At 71.3% G+C, this 12,637-nt stretch carries 13 protein-coding genes and 1 riboswitch; of the genes, 1 reads left to right on the forward strand and 12 read right to left on the reverse strand.

All coding sequences use genetic code 11. The features are described from left to right. Nucleotides 1-36 precede the first annotated feature (36 nt). The 9 genes from ACH49X_RS16405 to ACH49X_RS16445 form a co-directional block, all read right to left on the reverse strand. Nucleotides 37-363 (reverse strand): hypothetical protein, encoded by a 327-nt coding sequence (locus ACH49X_RS16405; protein ID WP_357209133.1) that lies wholly within the window; start codon nucleotides 361-363, stop codon nucleotides 37-39. 173 nt (nucleotides 364-536) lie between these two features. After that, entirely contained in the window at nucleotides 537-2,159 is a 1,623-nt protein-coding gene (locus ACH49X_RS16410; protein WP_195077848.1) for a dipeptide ABC transporter ATP-binding protein, read from the reverse strand. Further along, nucleotides 2,156-2,968, reverse strand: coding sequence for an ABC transporter permease (locus ACH49X_RS16415; protein WP_397070141.1), 813 nt, complete (start codon nucleotides 2,966-2,968; stop codon nucleotides 2,156-2,158). Before ACH49X_RS16415 ends, ACH49X_RS16410 begins: the two co-directional genes overlap by 4 nt. A gap of 128 nt (nucleotides 2,969-3,096) precedes the next feature. Then, nucleotides 3,097-4,101: an ABC transporter permease gene (locus ACH49X_RS16420; protein WP_357209132.1), complete on the reverse strand. Its 1,005-nt coding sequence runs from the start codon at nucleotides 4,099-4,101 to the stop codon at nucleotides 3,097-3,099. A gap of 2 nt (nucleotides 4,102-4,103) precedes the next feature. Further along, on the reverse strand, nucleotides 4,104-5,723 hold the full coding sequence (locus ACH49X_RS16425) for an ABC transporter substrate-binding protein (protein WP_323124694.1): 1,620 nt from the start codon (nucleotides 5,721-5,723) through the stop codon (nucleotides 4,104-4,106). Nucleotides 5,724-5,844: 121 nt separating this feature from the next. Continuing rightward, nucleotides 5,845-6,804, reverse strand: a complete 960-nt coding sequence (locus tag ACH49X_RS16430) for an ABC transporter substrate-binding protein (protein WP_357209130.1) — start codon at nucleotides 6,802-6,804, stop codon at nucleotides 5,845-5,847. A 14-nt stretch (nucleotides 6,805-6,818) separates the two neighbouring features. Further along, entirely contained in the window at nucleotides 6,819-7,586 is a 768-nt protein-coding gene (locus ACH49X_RS16435; protein ID WP_357112488.1) for an amino acid ABC transporter ATP-binding protein, read from the reverse strand. Beyond that, the gene (locus tag ACH49X_RS16440; protein WP_357209129.1) at nucleotides 7,583-8,590 is read right to left on the reverse strand and encodes an amino acid ABC transporter permease; all 1,008 of its coding nucleotides are present in this window, start codon (nucleotides 8,588-8,590) and stop codon (nucleotides 7,583-7,585) included. Before ACH49X_RS16440 ends, ACH49X_RS16435 begins: the two co-directional genes overlap by 4 nt. 27 nt (nucleotides 8,591-8,617) lie before the next feature. Then, nucleotides 8,618-8,711, reverse strand: a riboswitch (SAM riboswitch). An 81-nt stretch (nucleotides 8,712-8,792) separates the two neighbouring features. Next, nucleotides 8,793-8,930: a hypothetical protein gene (locus ACH49X_RS16445; protein WP_357112483.1), complete on the reverse strand. Its 138-nt coding sequence runs from the start codon at nucleotides 8,928-8,930 to the stop codon at nucleotides 8,793-8,795. A gap of 157 nt (nucleotides 8,931-9,087) precedes the next feature. Here ACH49X_RS16445 and ACH49X_RS16450 point away from each other — a divergent pair, with 157 nt between their 5' ends. After that, on the forward strand, nucleotides 9,088-9,795 hold the full coding sequence (locus tag ACH49X_RS16450; protein ID WP_195077854.1) for a hypothetical protein: 708 nt from the start codon (nucleotides 9,088-9,090) through the stop codon (nucleotides 9,793-9,795). Nucleotides 9,796-9,819: 24 nt separating this feature from the next. Here ACH49X_RS16450 and ACH49X_RS16455 read toward each other — a convergent pair whose 3' ends face one another. From ACH49X_RS16455 to ACH49X_RS16465, 3 genes are all read right to left on the reverse strand, one after another. Next, nucleotides 9,820-10,953 carry a glycosyltransferase family 2 protein gene (locus ACH49X_RS16455; protein ID WP_195077855.1) on the reverse strand — a complete coding sequence of 378 codons (1,134 nt, stop codon included), beginning with the start codon at nucleotides 10,951-10,953 and terminating at the stop codon, nucleotides 9,820-9,822. A 35-nt stretch (nucleotides 10,954-10,988) separates the two neighbouring features. Beyond that, nucleotides 10,989-11,771, reverse strand: coding sequence for an LppM family (lipo)protein (locus ACH49X_RS16460; RefSeq protein ID WP_397070100.1), 783 nt, complete (start codon nucleotides 11,769-11,771; stop codon nucleotides 10,989-10,991). A gap of 61 nt (nucleotides 11,772-11,832) precedes the next feature. Beyond that, nucleotides 11,833-12,573 carry a carotenoid biosynthesis protein gene (locus ACH49X_RS16465; protein WP_323124703.1) on the reverse strand — a complete coding sequence of 247 codons (741 nt, stop codon included), beginning with the start codon at nucleotides 12,571-12,573 and terminating at the stop codon, nucleotides 11,833-11,835. Between the last annotated feature and the right edge of the window lie 64 nt (nucleotides 12,574-12,637).

A 12,637-nucleotide genomic window follows, 5' to 3' on the forward strand; every position in this document is an offset into this window, starting at 1 on the left:
TGGGGCGAGGGGGACGGCGCTGGAGGCGATGGGTCATCAGGCCCTGCCCTCCGGGTCGATCTGCTGCCGCAGCGCCGGGTGCGTTCCCGCTGCGGCTACATCGGGTGCCAGGAACAACGCCTGCTGCCACAGTGCGGCGGCCAGCGGGGGTGAGGACCGGACGTCGCGTCGGTCCCGCGGGGCGCGGACCGGTGCGACCGCGTGCACTCGCCCGTTGCCGAAGGTGCCGGCGGCACGCGGGGCGCGCATCCGGGTGCGCCACCAGCGGGCCGGGTCGGCGTCGAAGGTGGCGGCTGGACCGTCCGGCGCGTCGGCGGGGTCGGCGTCGGCGGCGGGTTTCCGGTTGAAGGCGTAGTACACCATCAGGGCGATCCTTTTCGGTCGGTGCCACCACGTGCTCGGCTTGTGGCCGCTGGTGGGCTCCGGTGAGCGGGGAGGGGTAATCGCGGAGGACGGGACGGGTTCCGGGCGGCTGCGGCACGGAGCCCAGCAGGGCCGGTTCAGCACGCGGCTGTGGCGGTAGGTCGGAGGGGCCATCAGGGCACGCCTTTCGCCACGGCCGGCGCCGGGATGGCCGACAACAGCTCGCGGGTGTACTCGTGCCGCGGATCGCCGAAGATCTCCGCGGTGCGGCCGGATTCGACGATGCGACCGTGCCGCAGCACCGCCACGTGATCGCTGATGCGGCGCACCACCGCCAAGTCGTGGGAGATGAACAGGTAGCTCAGCGACAACTCGGCCTGCAGCCGGTCGAGCAGTTCGAGTATCTGCGCCTGCACCGAGGCGTCCAGCGCGGACACCGGTTCGTCGAGCACCAGCAGCTCCGGATGCAGCGCGAGCGCCCGCGCGATGGCGACGCGCTGGCGCTGTCCTCCGGACAGCTCGGCGGGCTTGCGCTGGGCGAACCCGGCCGGGAGCGCGACTTGCGCGAGCAGCTCCGCCACGCGGTCGCGGCGCTGCGCGCGGTCGCCGACCCCGAACGCGCGCAACGGTTCCTCGATGATCGCGCCCACCCGCCAGCGCGGATCCAACGACGCGTAGGGATTCTGATACACCACCTGGAAGCGTTTGCGCAGCGCGCGCAGCCGCGACCCGCGTGCCCGCGACAGCGGTTGCCCGTCGAAGACGACCTCGCCGCGGTCCGGTTCGGTGAGCCGCAACGCGATCCGCGCGGTGGTGGACTTGCCCGATCCGGATTCACCGACCAGCGAGAGGGTTTCGCCGCGACCGAGTTCGAAGCCGACCCCCGCCACCGCGGTCACGCTGTCGCCCCCGTGCGCCCGGAAGGTCTTGTGCACGTCGCGCAAGATCAGCAGCGGCTCGCCGTCGCGCGGCTCGGGGTCGCGGTAGCCGCCGGCCGGAGCGAGACTGGGCGAGGCGGCGAGCAGGCGCTTGGTGTACGGGTGGCGCGGTGCGGCCAGCAGTTCGGCGGTGGCGCCGCTCTCCACCACCTCGCCGCCGTTGAGCACCACCAGCCGGTCCGCGCGTTCGGCGGCGACGGCCAGGTCGTGGGTGATCAGCAGCACCGCGGTGCCGCGCTGCGCGATCTGCTCGGCGAGCCGATCCAGCACCCGGCGCGCGACGGTCGCGTCGAGCGCGCTGGTCGGCTCGTCGGCGATGACCAGCTCCGGTGCGCAGGCCAGCGCCGCGGCGATCAGCACCCGCTGACGCTGCCCGCCGGACAGCTCGTGCGGGTACTGGGCGGCCCGCAGCTGCGGCCGGTCCAGTCCGGCGTCGGCCAGCAGCTCGATCGCCCGCGCTCGCGCCGCTTTGCGGTCGGCCAGCCCGTGCACCAGCAGCGATTCGGCCACCTGAGCGCCGACCCGCCGGACGGGGTTGAGCGACAGCCCTGGGTCCTGCGGGACGAAGCCGACGCGCGCTCCCCGCAGCCGCCGCAGCGCCCGTTCGGAACCGGTGTCGACCACGGCGCCGTCGAAGGTCACGGTTCCCCCGGCGAGCTCGGCGTTCGGACCGAGCAAGCCGATCACGGCGTGGGCGAGCGTGGACTTGCCGGAGCCGGACTCGCCGACCAGCGCCACCACCTCGCCGCGGGCCACGGTGAGCGACACACCGTCGAGCGCGGTGATCGGACCGGTGTCGGAGCGATAACGAACCCGCAGGTTCTCGACCTGCAACAGCGGAGATGCCGAGGCGCTCACGCGGATTCCCCCTTCCCGATCGCGCGTCCGAGGCGCTGGGCGGCGAGCACGACGGCGATGATGACCAGACCGGGCAGGGTGGTCATCCACCACGCGGTCGCCAGATAGTTGCGTCCCTCGGAGATCAGCGTGCCCCACTCGGGTGTCGGCGGCTTCGCGCCGTAGCCGAGGAAGCTCAGCGCCGACACGGCCAGCACCGCCATGCCGAATTCCACCGCGGCCAACGCGAGTACGGGCTGGTAGGAGTTGGGCAGCACGTGCCTGGCCAGCACCGTGTACCAGCGCACGCCCGCGGCGTGGGCGGCCTCGACGAACACCGCTCGGCGCACCCGCAGCACTTCCGATCGCATCACGCGCGCGAAGTTGGCCACCAGCGAGATGCCCACCGCGACGGCCACATTGCGGGTGCCGAAGCCGAGCGTGGTGACCAGCGCGAGCGACAGCAGCAGCGACGGCACCGACAGCAGCACATCGACCACCCGCATGACGACCGCGTCCACCACGCCGCCGATCGCGCCGGACAGCAGCCCGAGCAGTGACCCGGCGATCAGCGCGATGCCCACCGCGGCCAGGGTGGCGGTCAGCGACAGACCGGCGCCGTGCACCATCCGGGTGTACAGATCGCGGCCGAGATTGTCGGTACCGAACCAGTGCTGGGCGCTGGGGCTCTGCAACTTCTGCGCGGGCACGCCGGTCAGCGGGTCGCCACCGGCGAAGACCGACGGCGCCAGCGCCCACCCGACGGCGAGCAGGGCGACGGCGCCCGCGACCAGCACTCCGGCGTTGCCGCGCAACGTCTTCCATCGCACGACCGGTCGCCGCAGGCCGGGCAGCACCGCTCTGCGCTGTTCCTCGGTGACGTCAACCACGAGTCCGCACCCCCTCGGCGAGCGGTGCGCCGGGCACGAGCCAGGCGATGGGAAGGACGGGAGCAGGGTCAGGCACGAACGATCGCCTCCTCGGCGGTGTCGGCGGCGGTCTGCTCGGACTCGCCGCGCACCCTGCGGGAGCGGGCGGCGATACGCGGGTCGAGCAGCGGATACAGCAGGTCCACCGCGAGATTCACGCTGACGAACACCACCGAGGTGAGCAGCACGATGCCCTGCACCACCGGGATGTCCTGCGCCAGCACCGCGGTCTGGGTCAGCCGCCCGACGCCCTGGCGGGCGAAGACCGTCTCCACCACCACCGATCCGGCCAGCATGTTGCCGACCAGGACCCCGGCGATGGTGAACGCGGGCACGCTGGCCGGGCGCAGCACGTGCGTGCGCCGCACCCACCAGCGCGAACCGCCCTTGGCCAGGGCCACGTCGACGAACGGCTGACGCCAGGTCGTCTCCAGCCCGGCGGTGAGCACCTGCGCGATGACCGCGCCGATCGGCAGGGCCAAGGTGAGCGCGGGCAGCACCGTGCCGGCGAAACCGTGCCCGCCGAACGCGGGCGCCAGCCGCAATTGGAACGAGAACACCTGCAACAGCAGCAATCCGGTCCAGAAGGTCGGCACCGAGACGCCGAGCGACGGCAGCGCGGTCAAGGCGTTGCGCAGCCAGGGCCGCCGGCTCTGCGTCGCCGCGAACGCCAGCGCGACACCGCCGACGACCGCGAAGAGCAGTGCGGTCCCGGCCAATTCGAGCGTGGCGGGCAGCGCGTCACCGATCGCGCCGGTGACCGGCTGCCCGGTCGCGATCGAATGCCCCAGGTCGCCGCGCACCGCGTGCCCGAGCGCGGTCGAATATTGTTCCCACAGTGGCCGATCCAGCCCGTAGCGAGCTTGCAGCTCGGCGATGGCGGCCTTGTCCACCGGCGTGCCGGCGCCGCCGCCGTCGGCCGCGATCGAGACCGGGTCGGCGGGCAGCAGATACAGCACCACGAACGACAGCGTGAACGCCGCCCACAGCACCCAGATCGCCTGCAATGCCCGCAGGGCCAGATAGCGCGCCATGACTATCGTCCGCTCAGCCAGGTGTCGAAGAACTGCAATCGGGCCGAGGCTTCGAACTTCAGGTCCCGTGTGTTCCCGCTCGCTCCGATGGCCTGGGACAGCTCGACGGTCGGCAGCTGCAACCCGGCGTCGAGCACCTGTTCCTGCGCGGCGCGGATGAGCCCGTTGCGTGTCGCGGTGTCGACGGTGCTGACCTGCCCGTTCAGCACGTCGTCCAACGCGGGGATGGGACCGCGCGCGTTGAGATTGCGCCCGTCGAGACCGAAGGTGGTGCGCAGAATGTCGCCGTCGGCGCGGGTGGTGTTGCCATAGAAGGCGTCGAAGTCCTTGCTGCCCTGCCGAGCGGTCGCCTCCGCCGTGGACACCAGATCCAGCTTCAGCTCGACGCCGACCTGCCGCAGCTGCTGCTGGACCAGTTCGAGGATCGCCTGGTTGCCCGCGAACACCTGGCTGAACAGCACCGAGAACGACAACCGCTCGCCGTTCTTCGCCCGGACGCCGTCCGCCCCTGGCAGCCATCCGGCCTGATCCAGGAGGGTGCGCGTCTTCGCCGGGTCGTAGGCCAGGCGCGCGGACAGGTCGGTGTAGCCGGGTGTGCTGCTGGCCAGCGTGCTGGTGGCGGGCTTGAACTGCGGGCCGAGCACGGTGTCGACCAATTGCTTGCGATCGATGGCGGGCAGCAGGGCGGTGCGCACCGCCGGATCGCGCAGCGGCCCCCGGGTGACGTTGAGCTGCAAGCCGAACGGCACACCCGGATTGGCGGTGCTGAGCACCCGTCCGCCCGCCGCCTCGATCTGCGCCGCGTCCTGCGGCAGCGCGTCGCTGATCGCGTCCAGCTGTCCGGAGGCGAGACTGCCGGTGCGGACACCGGATTCGGGCACCACGGTGAACTCGATCTTGTCCAGGTAAGCCTCGCCGCGATGGGCGAACACCGTCGAACCCCAGTGGTAGCCGGTTCGTTTGGCCAGGGTCACCGCGGCGTCCTGGCGGTAGGCCGCGTAGGTGAACGGCCCGCTGCCGACGTTGTCGCCGAGGCAGCGCTGCTCGGCGGGCTTGGCGGTGGTCACGTCGGCGAGGATGCCGAGCGCGGCGGTCGAGGACGCCTGCAGGAACGGCGCGTTGGGCTTGCTGAACTCGACCCGGGCGGTGAGCCGGTCCACGACCGTGGTGCCGACGTAGCCGGTGAGGTAGCTGCTGCCCAGCGGCGCCTTGCCCGAGCCGAGCTTCACGACCGAATCGAAGGTGTTGCGCACCGATTCCGCGGTGAGCGGCGTGCCGTCGCTGAAGGTGACGCCGTCGACGAGATGGAAGGTGAAGACCTTCGCGTCGGGGCTGGACTCCCAGCTGTGCGCCAGCCACGGCTTCAGCTCGCCGGTGGCCGGGTCCTGGTCGGTCAGCGAATCCACGATCTGCCGGGCGACATACAGCGTCTGATTGGTGCCTGCCTGGGCGGGATCCGAGCAGGTCGGCGCCTGCGACAGGCCGTAGCGCAGCGTGCCGCCCGGCTGGGGCGGGCCCGCGTCGCCGCCGGGCGCGGCCGAATCACTGCCGCAGGCGGCCACGGTGGTGGCCGTGGCGAGCGCGCCGGCCAGCGCGACGATTCGGTGACGGGTTCGGATCACGGGGCAACTCCAGATACTTCGGGACGGACGAGTTTCTCGCCGGGGTCGGGGTCGGTGTCGGCGGTCGCCGACGGCCTGCTGGGAACGCGGCGGCGCCATTCGGGCGCGACGCGCCATCGGCTCATCGCTTCTTCGGCAGGCCGGGCGGGTTGATCCGCGATTCGGTGACCGTCTCGCTCTGCAGGCCCCAACGGTCGATCACCTGCTGATAGGCGCCGTGCTCGATGGCGTAGGCCAGTGCGTGCTGCACGGCGGTGATCAGCCCGTTGTCCTTCTTGGTGAGCACCGCGATCTCGCCTTGCAGCGCCTCGCCCGCACCGGAGAAGGTGCCGACGATCCTGGTCTGTTTCGCGGTGGCCGCGTGGTAGATCGCCGTCGGGTTCGGTCCGAGGTAGCCGTCCAGCCGCTGCGAGGCCAGCGCCAGGTAGTAGTCGGTGACCTGCTGGAAGTAGGCGATGTCGATCGGCGCCAGTCCCTCGGCCCGGTTCTGCTCGTTCCACTTGACCAGCAGCTGTTCCTGGTTGGTGCCGCTGCCGACGCCGATCCGCTTGCCCGCCAGGCTCGTGCGGTCCTTGTAGTCGAGCTTGCTCTGGATCGGCACCTCCAGCGCGACGTTGTCCTTGCGGTAGGTCGCGAAGTCGTACTTCTCCTTGCGTTCCTCGGTGACGGTGACGTTGGAGATGAACGCGTCCACCTCGCCGGAGTCCACCCGCACGAAGTTCTGCGACCAATCGGCCACCTGCGCGTCGAGTTTCAGGCCGAGGATGTCGGCGATCAGCGAGGCGAAGTCGACTTCCGAGCCGACCACCGTCTTGTCGTCGGTGGCGTAGAACCGCAGCGGCGGCGCCGCGCCGGCCGCGCCGGTCACCACCAGCGTGCCGCGGTCGCGGATCGCCTTCGGCACCTCGGCGGCGATGGCGTCGACCTTGGCCACCCTGATCCGGCCGGATTGGGCGGGGGAGAGGTCGAAGGTGATCGAACCGGCGGGCTGCGCGGCGTTGTCCGCCTCGGGTTCGGTGCAGCCGGTGGCCAGCAGCGCGACCGTGGTGGCGGCGACGGTGACCAGGGCGGAGAACTTCATCGGAAACCTGTTCGTCAACGGACTCGGGAAAGGAACGCGCGGGTGCGCGGGTGTTCGGGATGGTCGAGGACGGCCGAGGGCGGGCCCTGCTCGACGATGACGCCCTCGTCGAGGAACACCACGGTGTCGGCGACCTCACGGGCGAAACCGATCTCGTGGGTGACGATCACCAGCGCGGTGCCGCCGTGCGCCAGATCGCGGATCACGTCGAGCACCTCGCCGACCAGTTCCGGGTCGAGCGCGGAGGTCGGCTCGTCGAACAGGATCACCCGCGGGCGCAGCGCCAGCGCGCGGGCGATCGCCACTCGCTGCTGCTGCCCGCCCGACAGCCTGCGCGGATACGCGTCGGCCAGGTGTCCGATGCCGACCCGGTCCAGCAGCAGGCGCGCCTCGCGCTCCACCTCGGTCCGGTCGCGCCGCTGCGCCGACAGCGGCGCCAGCGTGACGTTGTCGAGCACGGTCAGGTGCGGGAACAGATTGAACTGCTGGAAGACGAAGCCGATCCGGGAGCGCTGCTTGCGCACCGCGTGGTCGGGCAGGGCGTGCAGGCGATCGCGGCGCAGCCGGTATCCGATCAGCTCGCCGTCGATGTGCACGGTGCCCGCGTCCAGCGTCTCCAGATGGTTGACCACGCGCAGCAGGGTGGACTTGCCGGACCCGGACGGGCCGATCACGGCCACCACCTCGCCGGAGCGCACGGTGAGATCGATGCCGCGCAGCACCTCGTGCGAGCCGAAGGACTTCCGCAGGCCGCGGACCTGCACGGCGGGTGCGGCGCTCATCGGGTCGCTCCGCGCGGTGCGGCGGGACCGGCCTCGGCGACCTCGCGCAGCTTCCGCCACGCGCGTCGCAGCGGCGTCGGCGGCGGCGTGCGGTGCGCGCCCTTGGCGTAGTGGCGTTCGATGTAGTACTGCGCCACCGACAGCACGGTGGTGAGCACGATGTACCAGACGGTCGCGACCATCAGCAGCGGCACCACCCGGCCGTTGCGCCCGTAGATCACCTGGACCTGGTAGAACAGTTCGGCGATCGCCATGACCGACACGATCGAGGTGCCCTTGAACAGGCTGATCACCTCGTTGGTCGCGTTCGGCAGGATCGAGCGCATCGCCTGCGGCATGACCACCGTGCGGAACTGCCGCAGCCGCGGAATCCCGAGCGCAGCCGCGGCTTCCAGCTGACCCGCGTCCACCGCGATGAACCCGGCCCGGATGATCTCCGCCGAATAGGCCGCCTGATGCAGCGCCAAGCCGATAACGGCGGCGGTGAAACCGCTGATCACCCCGTTCACCTCGAAGGTGAACAGCGCGGGCCCGAACGGGATGCCGACTGAAAGGGTCTGGTACAGGTAGGCGATGTTGAACCAGAACAGCAACTGCACGATCAGCGGGATCGAGCGGAACGCCCAGATGTAGACCCACGAGATCACCCGCAGCACCGGGTTGTTCGACAGCCGGGCGATCGCGAGGGCGGTGCCGAGCAGAAAGCCCAGCGCCGTGCCCCATGCGGTCAGCTCCAGGGTGACCCGCAGCGCCGACAGCACCGACTTCGCCGTGATGTACCGCGCGAACGTCGGCCAGTCCCAGCCGGGGTTGGTGGCCAGGCCGTGCACGAACTGGGCGAGCACGATCAGGGCGACGGCGCTGACCACCCAGCGCCACGGATGCCGGGTCTTCGCGACGGTAGGCGTCGCGGCGCTCGCGACAGGGGCGGGCGTGCGGGTCGGGTCCGGTTCGTTCGGCGCGGCGGCCTCGGGGGCGGCGTCCGGCGCGGTGGACGCGCTCATGACGGGTCCTCGATGATCACTTCGGTTCCTCCATCGGTCCCGGCGGAAGCACCCGCACCCGGTGACCGGGGGGTTGCTGCGACGTCGACGAGCCAGGTCTCTCGGTCGCTCTGGATGGTTGGCGCCGACCCCCTGTCAACGGGTGTCAGGGGCGAGCCGAATCATGATGCCCAGCAAGGGAAGCATGGAACAAGAGAAGTAATCACCGTGAGCGTAGACCTTGCCCACGCGCGTGCATCGGATCCTTGTAGTAACCAGGCGTGCGCTGCTCGATCGAGGGCGCGGTGAGTTCGCCGGTGCAGGACAGGCGCTGCGGGACGATGCCGGTCCGATGCAGCATACGGGTATCACCGAGGCTGGGGAACGCCGGTGTGCGACGCTGAGGTCCGTTCCGGGCAAACAGGACTCGCCACGAAATTGCTGTGTGGAATCCCGGCTGATGAATGCGTTTGCCGGAGTACTGTCCCCCTCGATCGTTCCGCCGATGAGGAGGTTTCGTGACCATATTGCGCCGTCTGACCCAGTTGTCCGCTGTCGCGACCAGTTCGATGGCCCTCGTGTTCTCCGGGCCCGCCGCCGCGTTCGCGGCTCCGGACGTAACGCTTCCCGCATCCGCCGAGGACTCCGTGCCGATCGCCGCTCCCGGTGACCTGTTCGGCGCGTATCAAGCCGCGCTCGACGCGCTGCGCGCGCTCGGCATCCAGCCGTTCGCCTACCCCAGCGCGTCGGCGTTCTGCCTCGACAACACCACGGCCGGGCTGGCGCCCGCCGTGGCAGGCGCCATCCCGGGGCCGTGGCCGAAGAACACCGTCCAGATTCCCGGCCAGGATCTCAGCGCCGTCAAGGCCGGGCAAGCCATGTTCACCTTCGTGCCCTACGGCCTCGGGCCGGACGGTCCGAATACCGGAGGCATGCAAGTGGCCTGGCTCAATCTGAACACCGGCCGCGGCGGCACGGCCGCCATGGGACCGTTGCCCGAGGTCGCCCGCTCGATGATCCCCGCGGCCGTTCCCGCCGACCTGCGACCAGCCGCCGAGCAGGCGATCCGCGACTTCCTCGTCGCGTCGCTCCCGATGGGCGGGGTGCGTGCCGTTCCGGTGGACACCGGCAAGGGAACCGTGCTCGCCGCGGTCTTCGGCTCGGTGCAGAACGGCGCCAAGTCCTGCGTCTTCCTGCCGACCGTCGGAATCACGCCGGTGCCGTGAGGTTGCGGCCGCGGCTCGGCGCGATCAGGGAAGCGAGCGACCTTTCCAGCGCGCCGTGCCGCGGCGACGGGCCCGGTGCGACCGCGCCCACAGCAGCAGATACGCCGCCACCGACACCGGGTGCGCGACGGCGGCCGGCAGGTCAGATGGCCGCAGCGGGCCGCCGGTCTCGGTCGAACGGGCCAGCAGCCGCCCGGCGACGGCGGCGAGCCAGCCGATCGATCCGGTCGTTCGGGTCGCTCCACGGCCGAACACCGCCATCGCGGGCGGCGCCCAATAGGCAAAGGCGGCAATCAGTCCCACCGCCGCACCGCCAGCGATCGTGCCGTCGTAGGCCGACCAGAGCCAGCGGGTGTAGCCCGCGTCCAATTCCGCGGCGCCGCGATACATCCTGGTGCGGGCCGACGCTCCCGCGGCCACCAGAACCGTCGAGTGACCGGCTCGCCGCAGCGCACGGGCGATATCGAGGTCCTCGGTGACGCTCCCGGCCACCGCCGCGTGACCGCCCACCGACCGGTAGGCGGCGTTGTCGAACACGAGGAACTGGCCGCAGGCCACCGCCGTGGCGGGCCGCAGGCTCCGGTCGGCCGCGGTGATCGGCAGCGTCGAGGCCCACGACCAGCACAGCAGGGGCTGCACCACGGCCTCCGCCGCCGAACCGGCGACTTGCAGGGGCCACGGCGAGACCAGCGCGGCGCCCCGACCGCGCAGCGCCCCGACCGCCGCCGCCAGCGCCGTCGGGGCCAGGCGCACGTCGGCGTCCAAGAAGATCAGCACCGGCGTCGACACTTCCTCGGCCAGCCGGACGCAGGCGGCTGCCTTTCCCGTCCAGCCGGGAACCGGATGGGACTCGCTGCGCAGCAGCGTGAAACGCGGATCGCCGTCGATGGCCGCGCGGGCGGCGGCGCCGGTGTCGTCGGTGGAAGCGTCGTCGAGAATGCGCACCGCCATGCGCGGCACGCCGATCTGGGCGCGCAGGTCGCCGATCAGCTCGGGTAGCCGGTCGGCCTCGTCACGCGCCGGGATACAGACGGTGACCGGTTCGATCACCGTCGTCGGGGTGGTCGTCAACCGCCGCACGGTGACCCGGTTGTACAGCGCGATGCCCGCGCCGAGCGCCGCCACCGCGGTGGCGCAGGAAGGCAGGATCCTCACCATGCGGGCCACGCTATCCCGGCGCACCGACCTGTCGCTCAGCGATTCTGCGTCACCGACCGCCACCAGCGGCTCAGGGAGAAGCCGACTTCCGGCGCGCCGGGCGCGGCGGGGTTGCGGTCCATGTACGCCATGGCGGCCACGATGGCGGCCACCGCGAGGGTGATGCCGCCTGCGATGCCGGCCCAGCCCGCGAACGAGCGGGTGTTGGGGTCGGCGTAGCTGACCTCGGCGCGCAGCGTGGAGACATCGCCGGGCGGCAGCTTCCAGGACACGACGTTGTCGCCTTCGCGGCTGCCGTTGGTCTTGGCGACGCGGGCCGGGAACGCGATGGTGAACTGCACGTCCGACCCGTGCGGCGGAACCGATTTCAGATCGACTCGCCCGGTCAGGCTGACCAGGTCGCCGGTGCGCTGGAACTGCAACTGGAACATGCCCTGGGTCTGCTCGGACAGCTGGCCGAGCTGCTGCACCTCGCCGAAGGACAGATCCTCGAAGAAGACCTGGCTGCCGGTGTACCCGTCCTGGGCGTACGGCTCCACCCGCACCTTGGCGGCCAGCGTCTCCGGCGCCTTCAGCTGCGGGCCCTTGTCCCCGGCGTCGGCGGGCACCACGGCGGCGACGATCCGTCCGGACACCCGGTCGTTGGACGAGACTCCCATCGACACCTGCACCCGCAGGCAGCCGGCGAGCAGCGGGACCAGCATCGCCGCGAGCAGGACGACCGAAGCGGCACGCACACCGCGGCGTGGGACCCGTCGCTGCGGGAGATCCGGGGAATCGAGCTTCGTGGTGACGGGACTCGGCTGCACGGGTGACATCGTGCCAGGCCATCCGCCCGGAATGAAACGCGCCAGTCGCAGCGCGCGTCGGCGCGCCGGGTCAGCGCCGCGCGCGAGCCAGCGCGACGAGCAGGGGAACGCCGAGCATCCCCATGCCGGCGAAACCGTATCCGGCCGACGGCGCGAGACCGAGGAACGCCGCGTGCGCCAGCGCCGACCCGAGCCAGGTCCACAGGAAGAAGGCCACCGGGACCGCGACCGCGCGGCCACCAGGCCGCATCCGTACCGGATCCGGCGCCGCTCGCTCCCAGACCGCCAGCAAGCAGCCCATCACCAGCGCGACGCCGAACCAGCCCAGGTAGTTGGTGACCGGAATCAGGTCCAGTCCGGGCAGCCCGGATCGGGTGTCGCACCAGGTCCACTGCCCGTCGGTCACCATCTGCGGATCCAGGAACAGATCCCAGCCCACCGCGCCCACCGCCGTCGCCGCGACTCGCACCGCCGTTCGCCGCGACAGCAACCCGGCCACCACCCACACCGGATACATCCCGCCGGTCCAGGCCAGCGGGACCAGCAGCGGCACCTCGAGCAGGGCCGGCCCGAGCCGGTCGGTCGCGTACTCGTAGCAGCCGAACGGTATGCCGGTCGCGGTGCCGATCACCTCGGCGGTGAGGCCGATGCCGGAGACGACCACCAGGAAACCGACGGCATAGCGCAACCCCCTTGTCGCGGTCGCGTGCGCCAGCGCGGCGGCGGCGGACAGCAGTACGACCGCGATGGTGACGCGGTCACGCGCGGCACCCGCCGTCAGCGGGTAACCGATCTGCGCGACGATCGTCATGGCGACCAGGGCGAGTGGCAGCAGCAAGCCGGCCGACCGAGCCGTTGGGTCTTCCCGCGTGGGC

This window comes from Nocardia sp. NPDC019323 (assembly GCF_044389845.1).
GTDB lineage: Bacteria > Actinomycetota > Actinomycetes > Mycobacteriales > Mycobacteriaceae > Nocardia > Nocardia implantans.